Genomic DNA, 25,959 nt, shown 5'->3' with positions numbered 1-25,959 from the left:
TTAAAGAAATGAAGGAAAGCTACTCTGTGCGCATTGTGGTGTCCCTCTGACGCCTAGTCCTTGATGTGATTTCAGCAGAAACTAAATCCATTGTACTGGCACCGGCTCTGGCACAAACTGATTCTATCTTGTTGCCTTCCTTCAATGCGATCATCAAACGCTCAGCTGTATAAGAACTTGCCTCTAATGGATAGAATTGAACGATTACAGCTTCACCATCAGAAGTGATTATTTGCATCACACCATTATTGTAATTCACCGCTCCAATAGTCCCATTCACAATATAGCGGTTTACGTCAATATCACGCTGGTTATCAGGTGTAGCATACAAATCGGAAAAGCTAAATGAATAAGTGGGTCTTGAAGTCACATTTGGCACGACATTGCTGATTGGCCTTGTAGTGTCACTAGTAACGGTTGGGGTTATGGTAGGTGGTTCAGGCGTTACTCTCGCACTATCAGCAGTTGGCTGAACAATGTGTTTATAAAGCAGTGTGCGGATGCCGCTTTCCTTCTGCCAGTAATGCCAGTCCTGAAATTTATTGAGCTCATCGATGTTTATATCTCCGATATGTAGAAAGGTTTTATCCGCATTACCGTATTTATCAGTACCGTTTGATTGTAAGTAAACTTCGCATATTCCTGATTTACCTTTTAAAAGGTCATACACTTTGTAGTCCAATTTGTCAAAGTCACCATTGAACTGATTGAAGCCCGTCATGCCATAGCTCCAGGGAAACTCAGTTACGTTTAGTTGATAAGGCGTATAGCCTTTGAGTTCAAGGTAGGGTTTGCTTTTGAACATGCTAACAGCTTTATCCCGCAAGTCAGGTGTGAAGGCTACTACCATAGCAAGTACTATAAAGCCATAAAATAAATACTCGAAAGTCTGTTTAAGGTTATTTTGCATCTGTGTGAGGTTTGGTACCGATGCAGTCCGTCAAAGGTGGGTTGTAAACACAATAAGCGCAGGACTGAACTTAGTCTGCGTCTTAGAGGTACGGCAAATACCTGACAACAACAAACAAGCCAGTACCCACGCCTATCGCGCGGGTGCCTGAACTAATTTGCTCTCGTTGTCTAATTAAATTTGCCGTTTTCTAAGACAAGAACAATAAGCTAAACACTTATATCTTAATTATATGTAATGGTAAGTTTTACTGTACTGCTGTTACCTCCGTTTCCAACGAAGATAACAACTAAGTAAATATTATGCTACTGCCATTACAGCTTTTCTTTTTTCTGAAGCTGGTTTATGTGGTATCACTTTAAGCGTATGATGCCTCATTCGTTCTTCAACGGTTTCATACAATACCGAGCAATCATAAATCACATAGTCAGTATTAACACAGCGTTCAATGTTGATGTTTGTTTGTTCTTTAGCCGTGTAACTGTATAGCATCCTAACGAAACGTGATGTAATAGTTGAGTATTCAGAATCGTTTCCGTTCATTAGTTCGAAGCCAAAGTGGATTGTTAGTTCATCTGCTTCACATTCCAAGCTTAGGTATAGCAGAGGACTAATAATTTCGTGGACTTTGGTACCGAAGCCCATTGGCGAACGATCTTCACGTTCAAGGATGCATCTAAGCTCATGCCTCTCCAAGGTAGCCAACAGCTTTTTAGTGTCCTTCAGTAGCTTAAAATAGGCATCTTTTACTACCTTATTAAAAGGTAACTGCGCTGATGTAGCGGCTTGTGTGCTTTTCATGGTTATTGGGTTAAGGGTTAATAAATAGGTTAAAATGAAAATAGCCTGGCTATTGGCCAAGCTATTGTAATGTTCGTGTGGTAACCGACTTAGTTACCTTGTAAAGAATGAATAAATCGCGGCTCCTGTACCTGCAACACTTTGTCGTAATACGCTTTAAAGTCAGGTTGTAACTGAGCTTCACTTGTATTGCGATCAAGTGGATAAGCCCTAATCATGTGCCTGATGTCGCTTTCACAAGGACAACTGCTGAAAGCAAATTCTACTTCATAGGTGTAAAGCAAGGAGCAGTTTAAGGCCCAATAAAATGAAGGCGTCATAAAGCAGTGCATACCGAATATTCCCTCCGAGGTATCATGTTTATAATCACGTTCGAAGTATCTCTCTGTAGGTTTCAGATGCTGCTGTTTTATAAAGGTGATGATGCGGTGATAAGCAGCTTCTGTACTTTCGTTCATCATCTTTACATACTTTTCGGGCCTGCTCATGGCTATAGTCCAGCGTTTGTTTTGTTTGGTTTTGAGAAATAAATTGTTTTGCACTTCCATTGGTTAATGATTAAATAGGTTAGTGATTAGGTGAGGTTTAGTTGATAGCTATCCAGGTGGCAGCATTGCTTGACAATGCTTAGTCAACTTAGCAAGTTTCTTCCGTAGGAACGAAAACGAAGCGACTGGGGTAGGCTATTGGCTTAAACCTCACGTAAATATTTAGTTTGATATCGGACACTGGCAAGGGGGTACAAATCAGAGCTAAGCGCGTGTTTAAGCCACAGATTAACTTTTGAAAACTCGATCACTCAAATAATCGACCAAAGTATAGATAGAGGCAGGGGTAGGTATTTTAAGGCATACTGAAAAAAATATTTTTAGAATTTAGCGATACAAGGTCTATATATATAATGTGAAGTTTTAGCGCATTCAGAAATCTTGCTATTTCTAAATTAGGTGTATACATTCGCTTATTAAACAAACGTAATGCAAATGAATATAAATGATTTAGTTTGGGACATGACCCAAAGCTTACACGATGATGTACCTTATAAAATAGTAGCCATCCATGGAGATGAAGCTGTGATAGAGCGTACACAACTACTAAACGGGATGCTGTTTGTTAATCAATCAATCAAACTATCAAGCTTGAAACTGATTGTTTAGCTGTCGGTAAAATCGTTAATGGCAAAAGCAGCTCTATGGCTGCCTTGTTGCCTAACTCAAGAATTAGAGACCCTGTATTAAATTAAAAAAAACAACAATGTCTGAGTTAGATTGATAGATTATCATCAACGATTGCATACCCTAACCGGATATTTTTATCGTCATGCCATAGCGCTTAGCTTCAAACGTTTTCTTTGTTGTTAGGATGTAAACGTTTTCTTTAGAAATTTGGGAACGCTTACCTTCAAAGTAACGAAGGATATGAGCAGCTGATACCCTATATGTGATACCTTGTTTCTTATATATAGCGGTTAACTCATCAACGATCTTAGATTCGGGAACTGTTGTGTATTCAGAAAATCTAGACTGTACAAATGGTGCTGCTGCTACAATGATATTGTGTGCTTTGGCTGCTTTGATTGCTGCTTGAATAGTTTCTCTAATGTATTCAGTTCCTTCTAAACCGTGCAAGCCCAATAGATTGTAAGCCTCACCTATCAATGGATAATTTCTATACAAAGTTGCTTTGATCTGCGCTAAATCAGGAGTAAGAAGTATTGCACCACCTGGCTTTGCAGTGTACCTATCCATTAGCATAGCAACTTGCCGCCACTTATCTTTTTTGGTTGGTTGCCGTGAAAGTCGCCTGAAATCATTGTCGCCAACAACATACTCCTCTGTAGCATGGGTAATATTAAAATGGTCAGATACTTCAGTATATGCCTCTTTTAATCTATCAGAAGATACATAATAGTTCTTAACTCGCTCTTCATTAAGGTCGTTATCGATCATAAAGTTATTGCGTTTACCCTCTGTAAAGAAACTTGCTATCGGAGAGTTCTTCACAAAAAATTCGAGAGTTTCCTTACTTGCTTTGTGCTTTGCCTTTTTGAACAACATAAGGATATGTTCATACGTATCTAAGCATCCATTTAAATAGTTCGAAGCTTCGTGCTCATCCATTACCGCTAAGAAGGGGTCATAATTTGTTATGTGGGTCAGACTTGTAACGCCTTTACGGAAGCGTCCTGCTATCTGTATTACCTCGGTATGTGGGTCAAGTATACTATGGTCAGCAAAAATGATATCGGAAATCATTATAACATCAGGTTTGTGATTCAATAGAATATCAAAAGCAGAAAAGTAGCGACTGGTGAAGAAATTGTATCTACCCATCTGTTTTACGCTAAACTCACTTGAAGCGTTCATATACCCTAACTCCATTAGCTTAACAACACTTTCATTCCCACAAAAAACTTTGCTTTCATACTTAATTGCTAATGTTTCAATGATTGCGTGGATACCTTTCGTCGAATTGATAAAGATGCATACTGTCTCACTTTGCAGGTCATCGAGTTTTGCCTTCAACGATGCAATGACATTGTTCGTACTAAGGACTGTCAATGGCTGGCTATAATCAAACTCTGGTTGAATAAAATAGTTGACAAACTCTTTAAATCGGTCGTCACTAAACGGCAGGGTTGTAGCAGATACTAATGCTTTGTTTTTAAACCGAAAGAACAAGTCAAGTGGTGCTGCTATGGCACCGCGATATGAAATGTCCGTGATAATGCGTTCGCATTCATCGTAAAGTAAGAACCAATCAGCATACAATGACTCCAATTGGCCGTCGAAAGCTTTCATTACTTTACTGATAAAACCTTCGGGCGTGGTAAGTATCTTCTTGTAGTTCCCTGGCTTTAAGAGGTAAACCTTTATATCGTCAACATCAATACCTTTATAAACTCCGAGGATCTGTTGGTCGGTAAACATTTTATTATGCTCCTCAACCTTGCTTTTAATCACAGGCACATTCGGTAAGATTATAATACTACGGTGCTTCGCATATCGGATTTCGTATGTTGTTATGCCACACCCGGGAACAATCTTATGAGTAATGCTGTTAGTGGGTATACCTGTTGATTTGTATGGTTCAATATCGCTCAAATACTTATGTATTGGTAATGCGATTACGTTACGTTTTAAGTACATCTTGATAATAGTTTTCCTGTCAATGCTGTTAAGGCACTGTTAGGCTGTTAAAAAAATAAAATTGATTAAGCCCGGTACGGATGTACCAGGCAATTGATGCTTAGGCGTTCATCGCTTCTTCAACAAGTTCCTCAAGGGTAAAACCTACTACAAACTTGCCGTTCATGTAATCATTTAAGAAACGTGTTGTACCATCTTCAAGGATAAATTTACCTCCCGTATTGGCGTTAACATGTTGCAGGTTAAGGTAAGCATACCTACGGCCTCCTTTGTCTGTTCTGGACGCGATAGTTCCTACTATTCGTAGACCTTCTGACATGCCTTTTAAAATCTCTTGCATTTCGGAAATTTCCTGTGGTCGCAGGGTCTTTACAAATGAAAGCAATGTTTCATTGTTGTAATACGCATTAGTTCCATCCTTGCCTAAGAATTGTTTTGCCGTCAACTTGGGCCTACCGTCATTCAGTAGCGCAGCGATTGTTTCGCCATGAAGTTTATTATAAATGTTCATTGTTTTCCTCGGCTTGGTTAATACCGATTGAGGCAAGTATCGTAATACCAAATAGTACCTCAGGGAAATCAGGTCGTGCTAACTTTTTTTGTTTTGCTTTCCTTTCTTTTGATACGTTTTGCGTATGCGATGATATTTGAACGCATGTAGTCCTTTGCCTGGTAGTCATTACTAACAAATGGTTTGGGAACCATCAGCTTTAAACAACACAACATTTCATAAAGGAATGTAAGTTGCGCGTCCGTAAAGTTTTGATTCTTCCTTACCTTCATGTGTGTTTCACCATTAAGATAAGGAAGTAAGCTGAAAGCGAGTTCTGTATTTTGTTTATCCCTTAAGGCTTGACTGACTGATTTGAGGTCTTTAATTGTCATGCGTACTGCACGTTGTAATTCTTCCTGGATAACCTCACCTCCGTTGCCTAAATACTGTGGGCGTCCGTTCAAGTCATTTATATTCAACTTATCCACGTTGTTAAGGATACTATCATGCACCCATTGTCTCAACACGGGGTCGGTTAAACTAAAGGACCCCTCGCCGCTTTGAATCAGTATGGAACTTAATAAGCTGTTTTGCATTGTAACAATTAGTCCAGCAAGCTCTTTAGTTCGCAGTGCAACTCTGTGTTCATCCACAATTGCATCCAACTCTGCCTGTTGTTCGATTAAACGGGTTAAAGCTATGAATAAAAGGTCATCGTTATGATGTTGTAATCCATTACTCGTTGTAAGTTCAGTAAAGGCATTGCAAACCTCGTTTGCTGTTTCAAAGGTTGTATAAGTGTTAACTTCAAGTGCACATCCTTCAGCGTATGATTGCTCAAATGATTCAGCAGTGCTATCAAATTGCAGGTACTTACTTAAGACCTTAAAATTAGGCTTCAAATGAAACACGAGTAACTCCATATCCAAAGGTAAAAAAAGTGATGGAGGTGTTCCATCACCAATTTAAACTTCAAACATCTTATTCTCCCAACTTTCAATCTCACCCTTTTCAAACTCAGCTAAGTATGTCTGAGTTTGCTCTTGCGTGGCATGACCTAAGGCTTCGGTTATATAAGCAGTGTTAGCACCGGAACGTTTTAAACCTGTCGCATATGTATGTCTCCCAACGTTTGTCGTCAACTTCAAACTCGGTTCATCTATCAAATTGGCAAGCTTCTTGAGATTGTCATTAACGGCTTTAAGGGCTGTTTTCTTTCTCGTGTACTGTTGTTTTGTAGTGGTGTGTATTTTAGGATTGAGTATAGGAAACACATAACCTCCTGGTATCTCATATTGCTGTTTAAAGAACTTCAAAATAGTAAGTGCATGGCTGTTAAGTGGAATGTTGAACTTTCCACGTGTCTTCCTACGAGTATAAGTTAGCGTGTTGTCTACTATATCTTTCCATTTAAGAAAAGTCATGTCAACAAAGTTCATTCCTCGACAGTAGTAGCTAAAAAGAAACACCTGCTGAGCAAAGTGCAGAGATGACCCTGGCTTTAAGTCCAAAGCTTTAATTTTACTAACTCTATCCAGCATTATCGCAATCTTTTTAGTGTTGTGATCAAGACGCTTGTTGATGCTGTACCTCTTCTCGCCAAATGGGTATTCGTCCTTATTAAATAACTTATCCTCAATAGCTTGGTTAATAACCCTTTGAAGGTTACGCATCTTCACGCTTATCGTGGTATCCATGTTGTTGCGAACATTACGCATCCAGTATTCAAAACTTTCAAGGAAACGGAAGTTAACATCAATCAACATAGCCGAAGGCTTGAATTTATTTAATATACTCTTATTCTCCCTATACAAGCCAGCCATTCCCTCGCGTTGTTGTTCTTCTAATATTAAGATTTGCTGAGAGTAGTAGTCCTGGAGGGAGACTGATTGGACTGCCTCTGCCACAACGGTAACAGGTGTTGTCGCATACTCTTTGTGTTTAAGGTCTGCTTCAAATTGCTCGAAGCTAAACATAATGTTTTGCTCCTCGTAGCGTGTAAGGATGAGTTGCGCTTCCGTTAGCTTTGTTTTTAAGATGCTGTTACATTCTTTATAAGGTAAAAACGTTTTCCGGAACTTGCCCAAGCCATTGTCTTCCGCCTCAGCAGGCTTCCAATCAGCGGTCGTGCATCGCCATGGTAACGATTGATTAGTTACAAGGGTGCTAAGTGGATAATAGCGGCTTTGCCTTTCGTGTGTTGCTCTAATAGCAACTGCATATTCATTGTTAGATAATTTCTTTGTAGTCTTTAAAACTACTGCTACTGTAGCCATAACTTGTTGTGTTACGACAATTAGGAGTAATCACGGGGGTAAACAAAGGAGTAAACAAAAGCAGAAGAGCATATCCGATTAGTATTTAAACCTTTCAAATATGCTCTCTGATGCTTCTTTTAAGTCGGGATGAGAAGATTCGAACTTCCGACCTCCAGCACCCCATGCTGGCGCGATACCGGGCTACGCTACATCCCGAGCTTTAATTAATTCATGAGCTACAGCGCATAACCTTCTATTAGCTGATTAAACACTATGTTGAATTATTTTTATAATAGTAGTACACGTATTACAACGCAAATATAAAAAGTTGAGTTCTATGTGCAAATGTTAAATGAAACCTTATTGGCAGTTAAATCATTTTATTTATCAAAATAAATCGATGGGCATCCTACTTTGGTTGGCAACGCTCCAAAGAGCTATATAGACTTACAGTAATCTTTTTTATTGGCATTTAATTTGCCTTGTAGTTGACACAGAAGCAATAAGTTGTTTAACCTGCGGTCGCAATTCATGTCCATTTTTGTAAAACAACTTATTTATGACCCAGAATAAAGAGATGATTGATGCTTATGAAAAAATTTAAAACACCCCTATTAATTGCCTGTATACTGCTTGTAGCAGCCTGCAATAAGCTTTCTAACAACATAGTGCCTTCGCCTGTTAACCAAAAAACTAAACCAGCCTCCCTTACTATTGTGATATTAGGTTCATCAACAGCGCAAGGATTCGGGGCCAACCCTATAGATTCATCATGGGCAAAAAAGCTACAGGTTGCTGTCAATAAAACAACACTAGCTAACTTTATCAATTTAGCTTACGAGGGATATACTACCTACAATGTTTTGCCAAGTAACTGTATAATTCATGGGAAACCAACGCCTGATACCGCCCGTAATATCACTAAGGCTTTATTGTATAAACCAAACCTGGTGCTTATTAGTCTGCCAAACAACGATATAGCCGCTAATTATACTAATATGGAGATTTTAAGCAACTTTCAACGGCTTACTCATGTGCTGGATTCTGTTAAGGTTCCTTACATTATTTTTGGCACTCAGCCTCGCGATTTTAGCGCCGCCACAGAACGTATGCAGCTGAAAACACTAAACGATACACTGAAAAGTGTTTATTCCTATCATGTAAACGATTTTTTAATGTCACTAAGCACCCCTACCTACTCCATAAAATCAACTATGGAATATGGGGATGGCATACATCTTAACAATGCAGGACACACTGTTATTTTCAATTCAACATTACAGCATCCGATATTAAAGCAACAGCTTGAGCAATGACATTGTGGTGCTATTATGACCCGAGGTTTGTTTGAAAAAGAAAGGGAAAATACTGTAGGAGCATTTTCCCTTTTAGTGGTCCCGACGAGAATCGAACTCATATCTAGAGTTTAGGAAACTCCTATTCTATCCGTTGAACTACGGGACCTATTGAATGTGCAAATGCGCGGATGTACACTTTTGCAAATTCTTATTGCGTTTGCAAAAGTGCAAATTATACCTGATTTAGGCAAACCCATTTACACATACGCATATTTGCATATGTGAACATTTAAAATTACCTGATTACCGACCCATTATGCATGCCTTCTCCTGGTGATACAAAGGTTAGTTTCCCTTGTGCGTTTTCGGCCATTAGGATCATCCCCTGCGATACAATGCCTTTTATTTCGCGCGGTTCAAGGTTTACCAATATGCTTACTTGCCTGCCAATAATATTCTCGGGCTCAAAGTGCTCGGCAATACCCGATACCACCGTGCGCTGATCGATACCAGTATCAATGGTCAGCTTCATCAGCTTTTTAGTTTTGGCTACCTTTTCAGCAGTAAGTATAGTCCCTACACGGATATCCATGGTGGCAAAGCTTTCGTAATTGACATCAGCTTTCGCGGGGGTAATTTCCGGTACGACAGCTTCAGCAACAACCTGCTTTTTAGCTTGGAGCTTGGCTATTTGTTTTTCAACCACTTCATCCTCTACCTTTTCAAATAGTAATGATGCCGCTGCCAATTCGTGCCCGTCGGCAAAAACCGCTTCTTCATCAAAACCAATATTATTATTCGGCCAATTTAGCATAGCCAATATCTTTTTGGCCGTGGCTGGTAAAAATGGCTGCAAGCCCGTAGCTATATGCACTATCAGCACCAGGCAATTATGCAACGCTTCGCGCGCGCCGGCTTCGTCGGTTTTTATGGTTTTCCATGGCTCCTGCTCGGTAAGGTAACGGTTACCCAAACGGGCCATATCCATTACAGCCTGCAGGCCCTGGCGAAATTTGTAGGCATCCAGGCTGCGTTCCATCTCATCGTACAAATTGCCTATTTCTGTAGTCAGGCTATCATTTTTTAATATAGCGCCACCTACAACTTTTCCGTCAAAAAACTTATGCATCAATATCATCACCCGGTTAACAAAATTACCCAGTATAGCTACTAATTCGTTATTTACGCGGGCTTGGTAATCCTTCCAGGTAAACTCGCTGTCGCTGGTTTCAGGCAGTATGCTGGTTAAAACATAACGCAACTCGTCCTGCTTGCCAGGAAACTCTTCCAGGTATTCGTGCAGCCAAACCGCGTGATTGCGTGATGTGGACAGTTTATCGCCTTCCAGGTTTAAAAACTCGTTTGCAGGCACGTTCTGCGGCAATATATATTCGCCATGTGCATGTAGTATGGATGGGAAAATAATACAGTGGAATACAATATTATCCTTACCAATAAAGTGCAGCAGACAAGCATCGTCGGCTTCATCTTTTTGTTTCTTCCAGTATAGTTGCCAGTCTTTACTATTATCTATAGCCCATTGCTTAGTGGCCGATATATAGCCGATAGGTGCGTCCATCCAAACGTAAAGCTTTTTGCCTTTGGCTTCTTCCAGCGGTACATCAATACCCCAATCCAGGTCCCGAGTCATTGATCGGGGCTGTAAGCCCGATTTTAACCATGAGGTACATTGCCCAAATACGTTCACTTTCCATTCACCTTCTTTATCAGCAATCCAGTTCTCCAGCCAGGGCTGGTATTTATCCAATGGTAAAAACCAGTGTTTGGTGGGTTTTAATATAGGGGTCTTTCCACTTAGGGTTGATACCGGGTTGATCAGGTCTGTAGGGTTTAGCGATGTGCCGCAACGCTCGCACTGGTCGCCGTAAGCATTTGGGTTACTGCAATTAGGGCAGGTGCCGGTAATGTAACGGTCGGCCAGGAACTGTTGGTAGTCCTCGTCAAAATATTGTTCGGAGTATTTTTCTATAAACTCGCCTTTCTCGTACAGGTTCAGGAAGAACTCCTGCGATAGATCATGATGTATGGGCGATGAGGTGCGGTGATAAATATCAAAACTAATCCCAAACTCCTCGAAGCTTTGTTTGATCTGTCCGTGGTACTTATCAATAATAGCCTGCGGCGTTGTGCCTTCTTTTTTTGCTTTTATGGTGATAGCCGCCCCATGCTCATCCGACCCGCAAATGTATACTACGTCCTTTTTCTTCAAACGCAGATAGCGTACGAAAATATCGGCAGGCATATAAGCGCCGGCCAGGTGCCCAATATGCAAAGGGCCGTTAGCATAAGGCAGCGCCGAGGTAATGGTATATCTTTTATAATGATCAATTTGTGACATAGGGTGCAAAGATACTGAATAGTCCGGAAGTGGGAAAGACGGTAAGCCCGGAAGCTGGTCGCCCCCTCAAATCATGGTTTACATGGTTTACATGGTTTACATGGTTTACAAAATTCTATGTAAATTTTTAGTTAACTAACTTATTATAACATAATTATGTGTTTACACATGGCAAAATGTGTAAACCATACAAAGATGCCATTAACTGCTTTGCCTTAAATTTGCCGACCGCCTATCTTTAAAATCTTTCGGGCTTCTTACTTACCGTCTTCCGGACTTTCCTATATTTGAATCCGGGCTTTCCGACTTACAATGTTCCGGATTAACTATGATCATTCCACATTTAAAAAAGGGCGATAAAATAGCCATTACCTGTCCTGCCAAAAAATTACCGAGACCAATGACCGAAGCAGTTAAAGTGCTGCAAAGCTGGGGCCTTGAAGTAATACAGGGCGAAACCCTGCAAGCCAGTTATCACCAGTTTGCCGGCGATGACGAATTGCGTGCCCGCGACCTGCAAAACTTTATTGATGACGATAGCGTAAAAGCCATTATTGCCGCCCGGGGCGGGTACGGAACAGTACGTATAGTAGATATGGTTGATTACAGCAAGCTGGCCACTCACCCGAAATGGATTGTTGGGTTTAGTGATATTACAGTTTTACATAGCCATTTGCATACTAATTACGGGCTGCAAACCATCCACGGGCAAATGCCGGTAAATGTACCCGACGCTTCGTCACAATCGCTTATATCGCTTAAAAAGACCCTGTTTGGCGAAGCCGTTACCTATAGCTTTAAATCACATAGTTTAAACCGGGCGGGTGAAGCTTCGGCCCCGGTTATAGGGGGCAATTTAAGTTTGCTTATCGCGATGCTGGGTTCCGTATCAGATATGGATTATACCGGTAAAATATTGTTTCTTGAAGACGTAGGTGAATACTATTATTCAATAGACCGTATGCTGCATACCCTAAAGCGCGCTGGCAAGCTAAGTAAGCTGGCGGGTTTAATAATTGGCGGGTTTACCGAGCTAAAGGATAATGATATCCCATTTGGCATTAGCCTGCATAACATAGTAATGCACCTGGTTGGCGAATATACCTACCCGGTTTGCTTTGATTTTCCGGCAGGCCATATTCCCGATAATCATGCTATCATTTTCGGTAAAACATTAAATTTATCTGTAGAAGATCACCATGTAACCGCATCATACACTTAAAAACATCACATATGGCAATTTTTGGCAACTTAGGTAATTACCGCAATTTTGGCTTACTCATTATCCGCGTAGGTTTAGGCTTAATGTTCATCTTTCATGGCTTGCCTAAATTAGAAGGCGGTGTAAAAAGTTGGGAAACAATAGGCAGCGCTATGGGCAGTGCAGGCATTCATTTTTTCCCGGTATTTTGGGGACTGGCATCGGCTGTAGTTGAAACAGTTGGGGGGTTTCTGCTTATTTTAGGTTTAGCTTTCCGCCCGGTGTGTTTATTATTAGTTATTGATTTGGTGGTGGCCGCCCTGTTCCACTTTCACAAAGGAGAGGGGCTGATGGGCGCATCGCACGCCATTGAAGATGCCATTATGTTTGCCGGATTGTTATTTGTAGGCCCGGGTAAATACAGTGTCGATAAAAAGTAGCCATATAAAAAGCCCCGGGATAATTAATATCCCAGGGCTCAAATCGTCCCGGTTTCATTCTTATATTATAAATTATGGAAAGCCCCGGTTGCTTGCCCTAATTAACATTTGGAGCGTTTATCTTCCTATAGCTGGGTTATATACCTGCTCGGTGGCCGACATTGGCCAGATATAAGCGGGTGCTGTTGCCGGCAATACGCCAATAGTAGCGCCCTTAGCCGGGATATCCATGTGCAAGCGCCATAAATCTAACCAGCGTTTGCCTTCAGCTAAAAATTCGATATTTCTTTCTTCCAGGATATTGGCTATAGTAGGTATAATAGCGGGTGCTCCCGGATCTGAACGCTGCCTAACCGCGTTCAATAAAGCAATGGCCTGAAGATCGGCAACACCGTTTACATTTACACGTGCTTCGGCCAGGTTAAGCAATACTTCAGAGTAACGCATAACCGGTGCCCAATCTGTATACGGCGAGCCGGTTGGGTACTTGTTAGAATAAGTTTTGGTACCCGATACTTTTGTTAAGCCACGGCGTGCATCTGTCGCCCTCCAGTTAGGGTCGGTAAACAATTGGCTGGATGCATTAATGTAAAATTCACCTGTTGTATTAACAAAATATGTAGCCAGTTGATTTTGGGTACCAGGGGTTTCTGCAGTAGTGAACGGTAACGAGAATACAGACTCGGTAGTTGTGTACGGCGTTTTGAAAACATTGGCAATATTAGCCTGCAGCGCATAAGGTACACCAGTTGTCGCGGTAAACGGAGCGGTAAGCGTTACAATTTTATTAGCTTGTGTAATTACGTTAGCATAGTCGCCTTTAGCTAAATAAACGCGTGTTGATAGCGCTATCGCTGTATTGCGCGATGCGCGGGTAGTATTTGATGTAGCATCAAGCGTTGTACCTGTAGTGAAATATGCTAAAGGCAGGTTAGCTTCGGCAAAAGTAAGGTCGGAAATAATTTGCGTGTAAACCTGTGCTACTGTAGCGGGTGCCAGTGTATAATCACCAGCAGATGAATTACCTGTAAGGCGCAATGGTACACCCGGGCTTGCGCCGTTACTAACCGCATAAGGCTGGCAATACATGTTTAACAACGCGAAATAATTTAACGCGCGTAAAAAGCGTGCTTCAGCAACATAGTTGTTAGTTAATGTAGCGTTCCCTAATACTGCGCTGCCCGAAGCTGCCATACCATCTATAAACAAATTACAATCGTTAATAGAAAGGTAGCATTGTCCCCATAAACCTACAACTTCGGTATCGTTACTGGTGTTGGCTTCCCGCCAGGTATTGTAATCAGTGATACCATTTGACGTAGCATTTATCCAGTTATCTCCTTTAGCCTCGTCGGCTTCAATATAGCGCCCTCCAAATGACGCGCCACTGCGCACGGTAGCATATAGACCAAGCACCCCAGCTTGTATACGCGCTACTGTACTAAATTGTGCATATCCTTGATTTGATATTGACGTTGGTAGCGCGGGGGTTAAGGCTGATTTTTGGCACGAGTAGCATGCAAGCAAGCCGACGCACATTGATAATATAATTTTCTTTTTCATCTTTGATCTCTTTAATAATTAAAATTTAAGCGATATACCAGCCGTGATAACCCTTGCATTAGCGGCCGTATTACGATCTATACCCTGGGTAGAGTTACCTGTACCACCTGCGCTAACTTCCGGATCCGGCCCGGGATACTTGGTTATAATAGCCAGGTTTTGTGCTGATACAAATACACGCAAGTTTGAAATATTTACCTTACTGGTGATGTTTTTAGGTATGGTATAACCAAAGTTAACTGTTTTTAATTTCAGGAAATCGCCTTTATAAACATTAAAATCGGATGGAAGACCTGTACCGTTAGATACGTTATCACCATAGTAAACCTGTGGATATTGTGCCGTTTGGCCTGGTGTAGTCCAGTGGTTAAGTATTATGGTGGAGTTATTCCAAAAACGCTGATCGGTTAAAGTGGCTTGTGTTCCATAATAAACACTAAAACCTAACTGATAGGTACATAAGATGTTCAAATCAAACCCTTTGTAACTGAATGTATTACTAAAGCCGCCATATGCTTTTGGCGTAGAATTGGCATAGTTAACCGCATCAGCTGCCTGGGTAATGGCCGGCGCGGCAGTACCATCCATGTAATACCATTTTTGCGTTGGTGTTGCCGTAGTACCTGTAGGCGCGTACTCCACTTTAGTTCCAGCAGCGTTTATCCAAATACGACGCCCGTTGTTAGGATCAACACCGGCTGAGCGGATCATCCACAAATTACCGATAGAGTAGCCCACCTGGCTGATATTAGTGATCTCGCTTGTGGTAGTACCGCTGGTATATTGATTGATACCGGTTGCCAGGGCTGTAATTTTATTTTGGTTAAAGCTAATGTTAAAATTAGCGGTCCATCTGAATGATGAGTTTTGAATAATACTTGCATTCAAATCAAATTCCAAACCTTTGTTCCACATTGAACCAACGTTAACCAGCGGGTTACTTGCTAAACCAGCTGATGGTGGGGCCGGAACGTTATATAACAAACCATTAATATTGTTATAATATGCTGCTGCATCCAGGGTCAGTCTGTCTTTAAAGAAACCAACGGTGAAGCCGATATCAGTTTTTTTGCTGGTTTCCCATCCTAATTTATCATTGCCGGTTGAACTTGGCAATACGGTGCCCTGGCCGTTATATAAACCAGAAGCGCTGTATAAGGTATATGAACCAAAGTCGCCCACATTGCTATTACCAACCTGCGCATAACTACCTCTAAGCTTCAAACTGCTGAAAACCTTGTCAAAATGCATGTTGTCCCAAAATTTCTCCTTATCAACCACCCAGCTAGCGCCAAAACCCGGAAAGTAGCCGTATTTTTTGTCGGCGCCGAAGCCCGAGTAACCGTCGCGGCGGATTGTTCCCGACAAAAAGTATTTCTCATCAAAGTTATAATTCAAACGGCCAAAGAAGGAAACCAAATAGTTTACCCCAATGCCGCCGCCGCCATAGGTAGTAGTTGAATAACCGGCCTGAATAACGTTGAACGCAGGATCAGACAAAACCGAACGGTTTAACTGGAAACTGTTTGTATTGGTACCACGTTGTTCGTTACCTAATAATAACGAGAAGTTATGCTTACCGAAAAAAGTGTGATCAAATTGTGCAGTATTGTCCCAAACATATCTTTTGTTAGTAGACTCAAAAGCAAGCGCCGAAGCAGTGTTAACACCAGAAACATAGTTAGTGATTGGGTTTGTGAAGCTGTCAGCGGTATTAAATATAATGTCGGCACCATACAATGTTTTCAGGGTTATCCACGGTGTTGGTTTAACCTGCAGGTAAACGTTGGCCGAAGTATGGCTTATCTCTGCATTAGCACGGTCGAGTGCTAATGCTGATACTGGATTGGTATAAGCAATAGTACCGTAAGCCGAACCTACGTTACCTTGCGTGCCCATACCTGCACCGTTGGTATTATAGCTTCCGTCGGCATTATAAGGAGATATATCCGGTGGAAGCAACAACGCCTCGCGGCCTAAACCGGCGGTGGCATACTGCTCGCCCGCAAGTGATCCTGAAGTAACTGCAGCAAGGCTTAACTGATCTACATAAGAAACTTTCATGCCCAGTGTAATGTACTTGTTAGCCTTATGATCAATGTTAAAGTTCATCCCTTTGTTCTTATAGGCATCGCGTCTGATAATGCCTTCCTGACTGCTCCAGTTGGCCGATCCATAGTAAGTTGTTTTTTCTGTCCCGCCGCTAATGCTGGTGCTTACATTATAGGTTTTACCCGTGTGGTAAACAAGGTCGGCCCATTTGGTATCAACCTGGTTGCCGGAAGCATCGGTGGTAAAACCTGCATGGCCAAAACCACTTGCTGGTACTGTTGCCGCGCTATAAACCCCCGCATTTACCATTGCCTCATTTTTTAAAGCGACGTACTGCGCTGCATTTAGTACCTGCGGTAATCTTGAAACATTAGTAACACCAGTGTAAGCATTCACACTTATAACCGCGGTGCCCTTTTTACCTTTTTTGGTTGTGATAAATACTACACCATTGGCACCCTGGCTACCATAAATAGCCGTTGCGGCACCATCTTTGGCAATGTCAATACTTTCAATATCGTTAGGATCGATATTCGATAATGCGCTGCCACCAGATTCGTTACCATAATCGCCTGCAAACACCGTAACACCATCTACAACAAATAATGGCTGCGAACTCAACGAAATGGAGTTTGTACCGCGGATACGGAAAACCGGGGTGGTATTTGATACACCATTTGCAATGGTAATCTGCGCACCCGGTGCGCGGCCACCTAAAGCCTGCTGAAAGTTTTGAACCGGCTGTTCAACCACCTCTGAACCTTTTACAGTGGCGATATTACCCACATTGGCACGCTTGGTAGTAGTACCATAACCCACCACCTGAACCTCTGCAAGTGATTTAGTGTCCGATTCGAGCGATACGTTTAGTATGCTCCCGGTAATCTTTTCTGTTTTTTTCAAATAACCGATGGAAGTAAATACCAGCGATTGAGGCCCCGAAGGCACCTTGATGGTGTAAGAACCACTGCCATTGGTGGTGACGCCGGATTTTGTACCAGCCACAACAACTGTTACGCCAGGGATCGGCGCGCCGTCATCTTTACCGGTAACTGTACCGGTAATCGTTCTTGATTGTGAATAAGCTTTTGAGCTCAATAACAACAATACAAAAACAAATTTGAGTAAATTTTTTTTCATGCGTTAATAGTTTGATCAATTAATTCCGTTAAATTATGATAAAATCAACAATTATACAATATGTATTATCAAAATTTTAACAAAAAAGCGCGCAGATTAACAAACATCTAAGGGCACTTTTCACGTTATACGAAATATTATTAATAGAAAATTAATTAATAACAATATTATGATAAACAAACCTTGTACTTTTCACTAACATACGCGTACAACGCATTTAATAATTACTTAATAAGTAATTATTAAATGCTTGTTTTTTATATTATAGGCTTAAAAGCCTAAATTTAATTGAAGCAAACTCCGAAAGCATTATACAAGTTAAAAACAAAAAAAAGCCCCCCGATTGCTCGGGGGGCTTGATTATTTAAAGTGGTTTCGTTAAGGAACAGTAACTTTGTAAACTAATTTATTGAATTGATCCACAATTGTGCCTAAACCATCCGCAGAGTTAATAATTAGCGGAAGCGCATAAATAGTAGTTGGATTAGCTGTTTGTAAAGTTTTTACAGCCGCAGCATCAACTACAAATTGTATAACGCCTTGTCCCTGTGCAAGGGTTGCAGGCACCGCGCCAATAATTGGTACAGTGGCACTCGCAACAACTGGCTGACCAGTACCCGGTGGAATTGTGACATTTGTTGAACCACCAGTAATTGTATATGTACTTGCGGGTAACAAGGTGTAAGTTGGCGCAAGCGCAGTCAACTGTGCCTGGGTCATTAACGATGCGTTAACAGTTACTGCAGCAGTTGTAGGGCTTGGCGATTGTACCGTAACCAAAAAGTTAACATTTATTTTACCTGTACTGGCTCCAAGTGCAGCTGTTTGCAATGCTGTACCTTTATTTGCGGCTAGTGCAAAATCAACCACCGGTGCATTGTCTTCGAAATGATATTCCCTCGATTTATCTTTAAGGCATGAGCTAAATAAAGCCGTGGCCATTAAAGAAACTAAGGCAATTTTTATATTAAATAGTTTTTTCATTTTCTTTAATTTTTAAATTATTTGGCCCAAAAAATCTTTGAATATAAGTCTGTCCCGCCAGCTTGCGCGCTAACGTTTACACCGTTGGTATTAAATTCTGTTGTTGGGTACGGCAACCTTTGTACATATTGTGTGGCGGTAACACCAGTTAAAATAGACAATGGTACTTTAGGATAACCTGTACGACGTAGTTCAGTATAAGCTTCTAATGGGTTGTACGGATCAAATGATGCCCATTTTTGGGTAATAATCGCTTCTTCTCTTAAATCATCGGATGCTAACGCTGGATAAGCGTGAGTAGCTAAGTAAGCGCTAGCTTGTGCGCCAGTTAAACCCAATTCGATAAACGATGCAGTAACACCATTGTTATAAGCAGCAGCCTGTTCGAGAGTACCGCCCGGCATTAAGCCTGCTTTAATTGCTTCAGCTTGCAGGAAGTAAGATTCGGCCGCGCTGATAAGCGGTGCGGCTTTAGTTGGATTTAACACAAATGAACTTAACCTGCTTGGAGTTAAACCCGGAGGCTGAGTTTCTCCCAATTTAGTACCCACCACAGTGCCACTGGTGGTATTCTTAGCGTAAATTTGGAATAAACGAGGATCATTAGGGGCAGTATCAGTCCCTGTACCGCTCCATCCTAAGCCTGGTGATGGTGCCGCACTTCCGCCGCCTGGTGCTGTAGCAGATGCGTTACCTGCACCAGTATTTACAAAAAAGTTGATCGCAAACGTGTTAGCTTGATAAACTGGTGTGTTAGTTTGTGTAGCGCCTGATGCTTTGAAACCATAAGCTACATCAAGAGGGGCCTGCAAAACGTCGGTATTAGTATAACCTGGCTGTACGTTACCTTCAGATGAGGTAGTAAGATAGCCGAAAGAGGCAGTAGCAGCTATAGATGTAGTAAGCGCGGCTTTTTTTGTTGCAAATAACGCAGTGTTTGATGACTGGTGAATTGCCAGGCGCAATTTTAAAGTATTAGCAAATGCAGCCCATTTCAACATACCGGTTTTGTCGGTAGCACCATAAACCAGATCAGATTTACCTGGATATGTGCTTGTAGCTGGCGCTGTATTGATCATATTGATCGCAGCATCCAATTGCTTAACCAGGTCATCATAAATGGCTGAACCATTATCATAAGAAGGGTTCAGATTGGTAGGATCTAAAGCGCTGCTATATGGCACGTTGTTATATTGATCCACCAGTTGCTGAAAATCATACGCGATCATAATTTTAGCAATGGCTATAAAATTAGGATTGGTAGTAGCCTTCAGGATCGAATTATAATTCGAGATATTCAGATACAACGATGTAAAGTTATCATATGTATCAGTGGTAATGGAATAAAGCAGCAGTGACGGGCTGGGTTGAAAACTTGTACTATAAGCCATATAACCATCCCAGGCTAAATATTGCACCTGGCTTGTACCATTAGTTATGGTGGCCGTACGGGTAAGCGCGCCTGTCAATTGCAGCGCCGGGGTAGTAACCGCCGGGGTGTTGGGGTTATTAGCCAGCTCGCTCAGGTATGTTTTCTTACAACTGCTTCCGGCAATAGCAAGTGTTATTAAAATTGTCGAGATATACTTTTTCATTATTTGTCAGATTAAAATGTAAGATTTAAAGTAGCTCCAAAAAATCTTGATGGCGGAAGCTGTGAAGTGCTTTGTGAACCTGTAGCATTACCTGTCCCTCCAAACTCAGGATCGGTATGGAACCTGTTAGAGGCTGGTACTATCATCAGCAGGTTACGGCCATTAATGGCAATTGAAGCTCTTTTAATTGCCTTGGTTTTTTTAACCAGTTGTGTAACATTAAATTCAAGGTTTGCTTCACGTAATTTCCAAAATGCAGCGCTGGTAGTATAAGTACTTGCAACAGTATAAAATGAACCGCTATCCCAGAATAGTAAGTTACCATCCCGAACGGCTACATTGGTATTAGGAACATAAACCGGTGCTGCAGTAGTACCAGTATTGATTACTGAATTTGGGAATACAAAACGTTCGCGGCCATTTGTCGCTGAAAACGCCGAAGAACCTGCAATAGTAGCAGAACGCTCTGTACCGTCATAAAATACGTTACCTGTGCGGAATTCTTCTACTAAATTCAGGGTCATAAATTTGTAGGTCAATCTTTGATTTAAGCCTAAAATATATTTAGGTGTCATACGGCCCAAATTAACCAGGGCAGCAGCGGTTGAAGGATAGCCCGTTGTAGCGCTAACAATAACGTGGCCTTGCGGATCGCGGGCTACATCATTAGCAACTAATACTGGGAAAGGTGATCCCACCAAAGCCTGCTCGTTACTACCTATGGATACTGAATTTAAGCCGTTAAGTAATGAAATTACCTTTGAATCCTGGATAGCTAAGTTACCACCAAATGATAAACCAAATTTATTTCTTTGTTGTTGCAAGGCATCTACGTCCAGTTTAAATTCGAAACCGTTATTCTGCATATCGCCCACGTTAACCAAAGTGTTTTGATAACCAATTGATGGGGTGGTATTAATCCCGATAGTTTGATTGGTAGTATGATCATTGTAGTAAGTTACGCTACCATTAATACGGCTATCAAGAAAGCCAAAATCAACACCAACTTCAACTTCTTTGGTAATTTCGGGTTTTAGGTTGGGGTTATTTAAGGTAGTATTTAACGATAAACCGGCTAAGCTACCATAAGGGAAATTGGTTGCAACACTGTAACTGGTTGGTATATAGCCGTATGGATTTACGTTAACATCACCCACTTGTGCGTAACTGCCCCTTACTTTTAAGTAGTTAATAACTTTGTTGCCTTTTAACATTGGCAATGCGTTGGTTAATATAACTGATGCATTTACTGAAGGGAACCAGATTGAGCGGTTAGCATCGTTAAGGCGCGAATCATGCTCATTTCTTAAAGTACCTTCAATATTAGCCCAATCCTTGTAACCAACACTTAAATCTCCAAAATAAGCTATTTGACGTATTTTTCCGGTAATAACACCAGTTGAAGGTATACCAGAAGCAAACGCAATATTATAAAAGTTCTCTATCAGCAAATTTGTAGTGCTATTACTTATTTGATTACCATACTCTTGCCAGATAGTGTTACCTACACGCAGGTTAGTTTTAAAATCGGTAAAAAAATCATGATGAAAACTTGCAATAATGTCTTGCGTTAAACGAGAGTAACCTTGCGGGCCCGCTATACTAGAGTTGTTAGCAAAGAACGAACCGTCACCAAACTGAGTAGTGTTTGTTACGTTACCCGGAACAAGCGGTACACCTGCAGATGAAGCCCTGTTACCTGTGCCTCCTGGATCAGATAGCGCATAGTCAGAGTAATTAATTTGCGCTACGGTATTTTGAGATGTAATATTGCCAAGGTTATCAGCTAAACGATAGGTTATATCAACCCATTTAGTCGGGGTTAATGTACCGGTAAAGCTACCATTAAATGCATCTAAGCGACGGTTAGTACGATTATCATGCAAGCCGGCGTAGGGGTTAACATCATAAGAATTAAAGAAAGTACTGCGGTCAGCAAACGGCGCAGTGATATCCTGAAAATTTTGCAGCGGTGCCCAACTTGGCGTATTTAACAACGTGCTGTAAACATTGTATGGACTAAGGTTGGTATAAGCGCTGGTATAGCTGGCGGTGAAATCTGCCTTAAATATACCATAAGTACGGTTAGCACTTACACGTACAATGTTACGTGTATACTTTTCGCCGGGAGTTGGATTTGTTCTGTCTAAATGGTTGGCAGAAATATTAAAGCCGTTAACATTATCACCCTGGGCATAAGACACGTTTTGCGTTGCACTATGGCCTGTTTGAAAAAATGCATAACGCGGATCAACCGAAGGTGTAGCATAAGGATATTTCTGTACAGTTCCATCCTGCAAAGGTATACCTAATACTTCCATGTGCCCATCATAAGCCGGGCCGTAAGATTGGTTTTCGTATCCAGGTACACTGGTAATGAAACCGGTAACAGCATCAGCAAACGGAACACCTTCACCACCATAACTGCCAAAACGTGTTTGCAGTTTAGGAAAATAAGCTAATTTCTCTAACTGGTAAGTGCTGGTTACGTTAATTTGCGGAGCACCTGAACGGGAACCTTTTTTAGTGGTAATAACGATAACACCATTTGAAGCTTCAGAACCGTAAAGAGCTGATGCAGATGGCCCGTTCAAAATGTCGGTGCTTTCAATATCATCAGGGTTTAAAGTATTCACATCATTTGGTGAAATTGGCACACCATTAAGTACTACTAACGCAAAGTTGTTGCCATTAATGTGACGATTACCCCGTAATATAAAACGGGTTTGCGGGTCGATACCGTTATCTCCTGTGGTAACCACCAAACCAGCCACCTTAGCAGTTAAGCCGTTAGTGAAATTTGTTGCGCCACTCTGGGTCAACTCTTTGGTTCCAATAGTTGTGGCGGTGTAACCCAAACTACCTGAAGTTTTCTTAACACCAAAAGCGGTATTAATTACAACTTCACTTAATTGGTTCGCTGAAGCTTCCAGCGTCACACTCACTACGTTGTTTGCGGGTACAGGAACCTCTACGGTTTTGTAACCTGTAAACGATATAGATAACGTTGCTCTTGGTGGTACGCTGATGGAGAATTTGCCATCTCCATTGGTTTGTGTACCGAAAGATGTTCCTTTAACCACGATTGAAGCACCAGGAAGCGGCAAGCCATCCTCCTTTGCCTTTACAGTACCAGTAACAGTTCGGTTTTGTGCAAACACCTGGCTGGAGCACAGCACGAGAAAGCACAAACTTGCTAGTAGAAGTTTTTTCATGTTAATAATAAGATCAGTTAATACTTAGTTAATTAATTCTAAAAGTAATATTAAATTAATAACAAGAGAAATTTTTTGTTAAAAAATGTTAAAAATCAACTCTTTTTTATATTGATAATTAACAAAATTTAAAATATTTAGTACTATGTATTGCATAATACAATCTAAAACATATATCTTTGTATTATGATTGTAGAAAACACACAAACCCAAATGCGGAAAGGAATACTGGAGTATTGCATACTTTCCATTATAGCTAAGGGCGAAATATATGCATCAGACATTATTGCTGAGCTAAAAAAAGCCCAACTGCTTGTAGTTGAGGGTACTCTGTACCCGCTGCTTACCCGTTTAAAAAACAATGGCTTGCTTACCTATAACTGGGTCGAGTCGGTTTCGGGGCCGCCACGTAAGTATTACACGCTATCCGATGAAGGCAGGAACGTACTTAGCCAGCTGGATACTACCTGGCAGGAACTGGCCTTTGCCGTACAAACATCTATTGAAGGAAGAAACAACCCCAACGCTTAACATTAACAAAATCATGAATAAAACTATCATCATAAATATAAACGGCATCGTTTTCCATATAGAAGAGGATGCTTACGAAGTGCTAAAGAATTACATGACAGATGTAAAAAGGCATTTCCTTGATTCGGCAGATAGCCTGGAGATCACTACAGATATTGAAAACCGCATTGCTGAGATGTTTAACGAATTACTTGCACAGGAAAATAAACAGGTAATTGTTGAGCAGGATGTGCAAACGGTGATAAGCCAAATGGGTACAGTTGAGGATTTTGCTTCGGCAGATGAGGACGGCCCGCAAGCCCCCAGCCATGCCGCCTATACGCAAGCTACCCAAAATCGCCGCCTTTTCCGCGATCCGGACGATCATCTGGCGGCAGGTGTGTGCGCTGGTATTGCTAATTATTTTGATATACAGCCTGTTTGGATACGGTTGGCATTTGCTGTGGCGTTTTGCTTTTTCGGCACAGGCTTGTTCCTATACATTATTTTATGGATAGTAGTACCAAAAGCTATTACCCGCGCCGACCGCATGGCCATGAAAGGCGAGCCGCTGGACCTGCAAGGCTTTAAACGCAACTTTGAATATGAATTAAAGGGCGTACAAGGTTCGGTAAACAACCTGCACAGCGAGGCAAAGCCTTTTATTTATAAGACACGCGACTTTGCCGGCGATTTCTTCGACCATCTGCGTTCTTTTCTTGGCGGTGCCGGTAAAGTGCTTATCAAGCTGCTGGGTATTGCTATTATGCTGGCCTGTATAGGGTTTACCATAGCATTAATCGTAGGTATGTTCACTTTCTTTGCTTACGGGCAGCGGAATATAGTGCATGTTTTTCCATTCAGCATGTTAAACCACGAGTATAATATGCCTTTTATGCTGTGCGGATTCTTGTTATTGTTCATCCCTTTAATAGGTATGGCCTTGCTGGCAAGTCGCCTGGTATTCAACCGTACAACTGTTGGCCGTACTACAGGTTTCACTTTATTGGCAGCCTGGCTGGTATCACTATTTGTGGTGGTTTATTACAGCATCCAAATAGCAGCCGAATTCCGCTCGGGTGGTAAAATGAACCAGACAGTTAATATTGTACCTAATGCTAAAAACACGTACTATCTGAAAGTAAACGACGTAAAATACCTTACTGCTGAGGATAGCGCCAAGCTGGACCTGAAACACTCGGTAGCCGGCAGGATCATAGTTGACGATAATGAGTATAACAACGATTGGGATGACAACAATATGCCGAACAATGTGAGCATTAGCATTGAACGCAGCGATGTAACCCAACCTGTATTAGTAGAATCATTCAGGGCGCGTGGGCGCGACTACGCCGATGCTTTACAAAACGCGCAGGACATTACCTATCATTTTACCCAGAAAGACAGCGTGTTGACCTTTGACCGCCACATACAGCTGCCACATAACAAAGCATGGCGCGGACAGGAGGTTAGGCTTACCCTTAAAGTGCCATTGAACAGTAAACTGGTTATTGACCGCGAGATGGACCGCTACCTGGACGGTATTAATGTGTACGATTGCCAGGAGAACAATAAGCTTGACCAATCTGCACCGGCCCCATTTATTATGACCGAAGGCGGGTTACAATGCAAAATTGACACGCTGGCCATAAAAGCCGATACCACAAAAAATGAACAATGAAAACCCAATTGAAATATATAGCCCTGCTGCTGGTCAGCGGGGTTATTATTCCCTTATGCAGCAATTGTTTTAAGGCAACAACACACGCAGGTACCATTCCCGCAGGCAAACAGGTTATGGATACGCCCATAAAGCGCGACGGCAGTTTCCATTTTTATTTTATTAATGATGTTACCGAGAAATTATTACCTGTTTTAACTTTTTTTAAATAGGCGTAACCAGGTACTGCATTTCTGCATCATAATACAAATCCGGTTACGGCCCAGTTCTGCTCCGGTTTATTAATCTTTTAATATCAAGTTTTTAAAAA

General features: G+C 41.4%; 20 protein-coding genes and 2 tRNA genes. 7 read left to right on the top strand and 15 right to left on the bottom strand.

Features of this window, described 5'->3' with window-relative positions:
- Positions 1–19: 19 nt before the first annotated feature.
- The 3 genes from IRJ18_RS20295 to IRJ18_RS20285 all read right to left on the bottom strand — a co-directional run bounded on the left by IRJ18_RS20295 (position 20) and on the right by IRJ18_RS20285 (position 2,259).
- Positions 20–910 (bottom strand): hypothetical protein, encoded by an 891-nt coding sequence (locus IRJ18_RS20295; RefSeq protein ID WP_194108107.1) that lies wholly within the window; start codon positions 908–910, stop codon positions 20–22.
- Between the two features lie 300 nt (positions 911–1,210).
- Entirely contained in the window at positions 1,211–1,771 is a 561-nt protein-coding gene (locus IRJ18_RS20290; RefSeq protein WP_194108106.1) for a hypothetical protein, read from the bottom strand.
- Positions 1,772–1,800: 29 nt separating this feature from the next.
- Positions 1,801–2,259, bottom strand: coding sequence for a hypothetical protein (locus IRJ18_RS20285; protein ID WP_194108105.1), 459 nt, complete (start codon positions 2,257–2,259; stop codon positions 1,801–1,803).
- A 435-nt stretch (positions 2,260–2,694) separates the two neighbouring features.
- Between IRJ18_RS20285 and IRJ18_RS20280 the strand changes: the two genes are divergently transcribed.
- A complete protein-coding gene (locus tag IRJ18_RS20280) occupies positions 2,695–2,868 on the top strand; it encodes a hypothetical protein (protein ID WP_194108104.1) in 174 nt (57 codons plus the stop codon).
- 141 nt (positions 2,869–3,009) lie between these two features.
- On the opposite strand, the gene IRJ18_RS20275 is transcribed toward IRJ18_RS20280, so the two are convergent.
- The 5 genes from IRJ18_RS20275 to IRJ18_RS20255 all read right to left on the bottom strand — a co-directional run bounded on the left by IRJ18_RS20275 (position 3,010) and on the right by IRJ18_RS20255 (position 7,827).
- Positions 3,010–4,815, bottom strand: coding sequence for a hypothetical protein (locus IRJ18_RS20275; RefSeq protein WP_194108103.1), 1,806 nt, complete (start codon positions 4,813–4,815; stop codon positions 3,010–3,012).
- Positions 4,816–4,960: 145 nt separating this feature from the next.
- Positions 4,961–5,371 (bottom strand): hypothetical protein, encoded by a 411-nt coding sequence (locus IRJ18_RS20270; RefSeq protein WP_194108102.1) that lies wholly within the window; start codon positions 5,369–5,371, stop codon positions 4,961–4,963.
- A gap of 68 nt (positions 5,372–5,439) precedes the next feature.
- Entirely contained in the window at positions 5,440–6,276 is an 837-nt protein-coding gene (locus tag IRJ18_RS20265; protein WP_194108101.1) for a hypothetical protein, read from the bottom strand.
- Between the two features lie 42 nt (positions 6,277–6,318).
- A complete protein-coding gene (locus IRJ18_RS20260; RefSeq protein WP_194108100.1) occupies positions 6,319–7,629 on the bottom strand; it encodes a site-specific integrase in 1,311 nt (436 codons plus the stop codon).
- A gap of 124 nt (positions 7,630–7,753) precedes the next feature.
- Positions 7,754–7,827 (bottom strand) — tRNA-Pro (locus IRJ18_RS20255).
- A gap of 374 nt (positions 7,828–8,201) precedes the next feature.
- On the opposite strand from IRJ18_RS20255, the gene IRJ18_RS20250 reads away from it, so the two are divergent.
- Positions 8,202–8,927 (top strand): SGNH/GDSL hydrolase family protein, encoded by a 726-nt coding sequence (locus tag IRJ18_RS20250; protein ID WP_194108099.1) that lies wholly within the window; start codon positions 8,202–8,204, stop codon positions 8,925–8,927.
- A gap of 76 nt (positions 8,928–9,003) precedes the next feature.
- Here the strand turns inward: IRJ18_RS20250 and IRJ18_RS20245 are convergent.
- Positions 9,004–9,075: transfer RNA gene (locus tag IRJ18_RS20245), tRNA-Arg, on the bottom strand.
- Positions 9,076–9,204: 129 nt separating this feature from the next.
- Positions 9,205–11,268 (bottom strand): methionine--tRNA ligase, encoded by a 2,064-nt coding sequence (metG, locus tag IRJ18_RS20240; RefSeq protein WP_194108098.1) that lies wholly within the window; start codon positions 11,266–11,268, stop codon positions 9,205–9,207.
- Positions 11,269–11,596: 328 nt separating this feature from the next.
- On the opposite strand from metG, the gene IRJ18_RS20235 reads away from it, so the two are divergent.
- Positions 11,597–12,490: a S66 peptidase family protein gene (locus IRJ18_RS20235; protein ID WP_194108097.1), complete on the top strand. Its 894-nt coding sequence runs from the start codon at positions 11,597–11,599 to the stop codon at positions 12,488–12,490.
- A gap of 11 nt (positions 12,491–12,501) precedes the next feature.
- On the top strand, positions 12,502–12,909 hold the full coding sequence (locus IRJ18_RS20230) for a DoxX family protein (protein WP_194108096.1): 408 nt from the start codon (positions 12,502–12,504) through the stop codon (positions 12,907–12,909).
- 117 nt (positions 12,910–13,026) lie between these two features.
- On the opposite strand, the gene IRJ18_RS20225 is transcribed toward IRJ18_RS20230, so the two are convergent.
- The 5 genes from IRJ18_RS20225 to IRJ18_RS20205 form a co-directional block, all read right to left on the bottom strand.
- Positions 13,027–14,472, bottom strand: coding sequence for a RagB/SusD family nutrient uptake outer membrane protein (locus tag IRJ18_RS20225; protein ID WP_194108095.1), 1,446 nt, complete (start codon positions 14,470–14,472; stop codon positions 13,027–13,029).
- Positions 14,473–14,490: 18 nt separating this feature from the next.
- A complete protein-coding gene (locus IRJ18_RS20220; RefSeq protein WP_194108094.1) occupies positions 14,491–17,664 on the bottom strand; it encodes a SusC/RagA family TonB-linked outer membrane protein in 3,174 nt (1,057 codons plus the stop codon).
- Positions 17,665–18,042: 378 nt separating this feature from the next.
- Positions 18,043–18,648 carry a DUF1735 domain-containing protein gene (locus tag IRJ18_RS20215; RefSeq protein ID WP_194108093.1) on the bottom strand — a complete coding sequence of 202 codons (606 nt, stop codon included), beginning with the start codon at positions 18,646–18,648 and terminating at the stop codon, positions 18,043–18,045.
- 17 nt (positions 18,649–18,665) lie between these two features.
- The gene (locus IRJ18_RS20210) at positions 18,666–20,243 is read right to left on the bottom strand and encodes a SusD/RagB family nutrient-binding outer membrane lipoprotein (protein ID WP_194108092.1); all 1,578 of its coding nucleotides are present in this window, start codon (positions 20,241–20,243) and stop codon (positions 18,666–18,668) included.
- A gap of 11 nt (positions 20,244–20,254) precedes the next feature.
- Complete coding sequence (locus IRJ18_RS20205; protein ID WP_194108091.1) at positions 20,255–23,458, bottom strand: SusC/RagA family TonB-linked outer membrane protein; 3,204 nt, start codon at positions 23,456–23,458, stop codon at positions 20,255–20,257.
- A gap of 186 nt (positions 23,459–23,644) precedes the next feature.
- On the opposite strand from IRJ18_RS20205, the gene IRJ18_RS20200 reads away from it, so the two are divergent.
- Genes IRJ18_RS20200 through IRJ18_RS20190 form a run of 3 tightly spaced genes read left to right on the top strand, consistent with a single transcriptional unit; the run spans position 23,645 to position 25,861 of the window.
- On the top strand, positions 23,645–23,989 hold the full coding sequence (locus IRJ18_RS20200; RefSeq protein ID WP_194108090.1) for a PadR family transcriptional regulator: 345 nt from the start codon (positions 23,645–23,647) through the stop codon (positions 23,987–23,989).
- A gap of 13 nt (positions 23,990–24,002) precedes the next feature.
- On the top strand, positions 24,003–25,649 hold the full coding sequence (locus tag IRJ18_RS20195) for a PspC domain-containing protein (RefSeq protein ID WP_194108089.1): 1,647 nt from the start codon (positions 24,003–24,005) through the stop codon (positions 25,647–25,649).
- Positions 25,646–25,861, top strand: a complete 216-nt coding sequence (locus IRJ18_RS20190; protein ID WP_194108088.1) for a hypothetical protein — start codon at positions 25,646–25,648, stop codon at positions 25,859–25,861. Before IRJ18_RS20195 ends, IRJ18_RS20190 begins: the two co-directional genes overlap by 4 nt.
- Positions 25,862–25,959 lie beyond the last annotated feature (98 nt).

The organism is Mucilaginibacter boryungensis (assembly GCF_015221995.1).
Taxonomy (GTDB): domain Bacteria; phylum Bacteroidota; class Bacteroidia; order Sphingobacteriales; family Sphingobacteriaceae; genus Mucilaginibacter; species Mucilaginibacter boryungensis.
The sequence above is the reverse complement of the archived record's forward strand: the minus strand, read 5'-3'. Positions and strand labels throughout refer to the sequence as shown.

Coding starts and splice junctions, on each gene's coding strand:
- IRJ18_RS20295 (WP_194108107.1), bottom strand. CDS start 910: ATGCAAAATAACCTTAAACAGACTTTCGAGTATTTATTTTATGGCTTT.
- IRJ18_RS20285 (WP_194108105.1), bottom strand. CDS start 2,259: ATGGAAGTGCAAAACAATTTATTTCTCAAAACCAAACAAAACAAACGC.
- IRJ18_RS20280 (WP_194108104.1), top strand. CDS start 2,695: ATGAATATAAATGATTTAGTTTGGGACATGACCCAAAGCTTACACGAT.
- IRJ18_RS20270 (WP_194108102.1), bottom strand. CDS start 5,371: ATGAACATTTATAATAAACTTCATGGCGAAACAATCGCTGCGCTACTG.
- IRJ18_RS20265 (WP_194108101.1), bottom strand. CDS start 6,276: ATGGAGTTACTCGTGTTTCATTTGAAGCCTAATTTTAAGGTCTTAAGT.
- IRJ18_RS20260 (WP_194108100.1), bottom strand. CDS start 7,629: ATGGCTACAGTAGCAGTAGTTTTAAAGACTACAAAGAAATTATCTAAC.
- IRJ18_RS20250 (WP_194108099.1), top strand. CDS start 8,202: ATGAAAAAATTTAAAACACCCCTATTAATTGCCTGTATACTGCTTGTA.
- metG (WP_194108098.1), bottom strand. CDS start 11,268: ATGTCACAAATTGATCATTATAAAAGATATACCATTACCTCGGCGCTG.
- IRJ18_RS20235 (WP_194108097.1), top strand. CDS start 11,597: ATGATCATTCCACATTTAAAAAAGGGCGATAAAATAGCCATTACCTGT.
- IRJ18_RS20230 (WP_194108096.1), top strand. CDS start 12,502: ATGGCAATTTTTGGCAACTTAGGTAATTACCGCAATTTTGGCTTACTC.
- IRJ18_RS20225 (WP_194108095.1), bottom strand. CDS start 14,472: ATGAAAAAGAAAATTATATTATCAATGTGCGTCGGCTTGCTTGCATGC.
- IRJ18_RS20220 (WP_194108094.1), bottom strand. CDS start 17,664: ATGAAAAAAAATTTACTCAAATTTGTTTTTGTATTGTTGTTATTGAGC.
- IRJ18_RS20215 (WP_194108093.1), bottom strand. CDS start 18,648: ATGAAAAAACTATTTAATATAAAAATTGCCTTAGTTTCTTTAATGGCC.
- IRJ18_RS20210 (WP_194108092.1), bottom strand. CDS start 20,243: ATGAAAAAGTATATCTCGACAATTTTAATAACACTTGCTATTGCCGGA.
- IRJ18_RS20205 (WP_194108091.1), bottom strand. CDS start 23,458: ATGAAAAAACTTCTACTAGCAAGTTTGTGCTTTCTCGTGCTGTGCTCC.
- IRJ18_RS20200 (WP_194108090.1), top strand. CDS start 23,645: ATGATTGTAGAAAACACACAAACCCAAATGCGGAAAGGAATACTGGAG.
- IRJ18_RS20195 (WP_194108089.1), top strand. CDS start 24,003: ATGAATAAAACTATCATCATAAATATAAACGGCATCGTTTTCCATATA.
- IRJ18_RS20190 (WP_194108088.1), top strand. CDS start 25,646: ATGAAAACCCAATTGAAATATATAGCCCTGCTGCTGGTCAGCGGGGTT.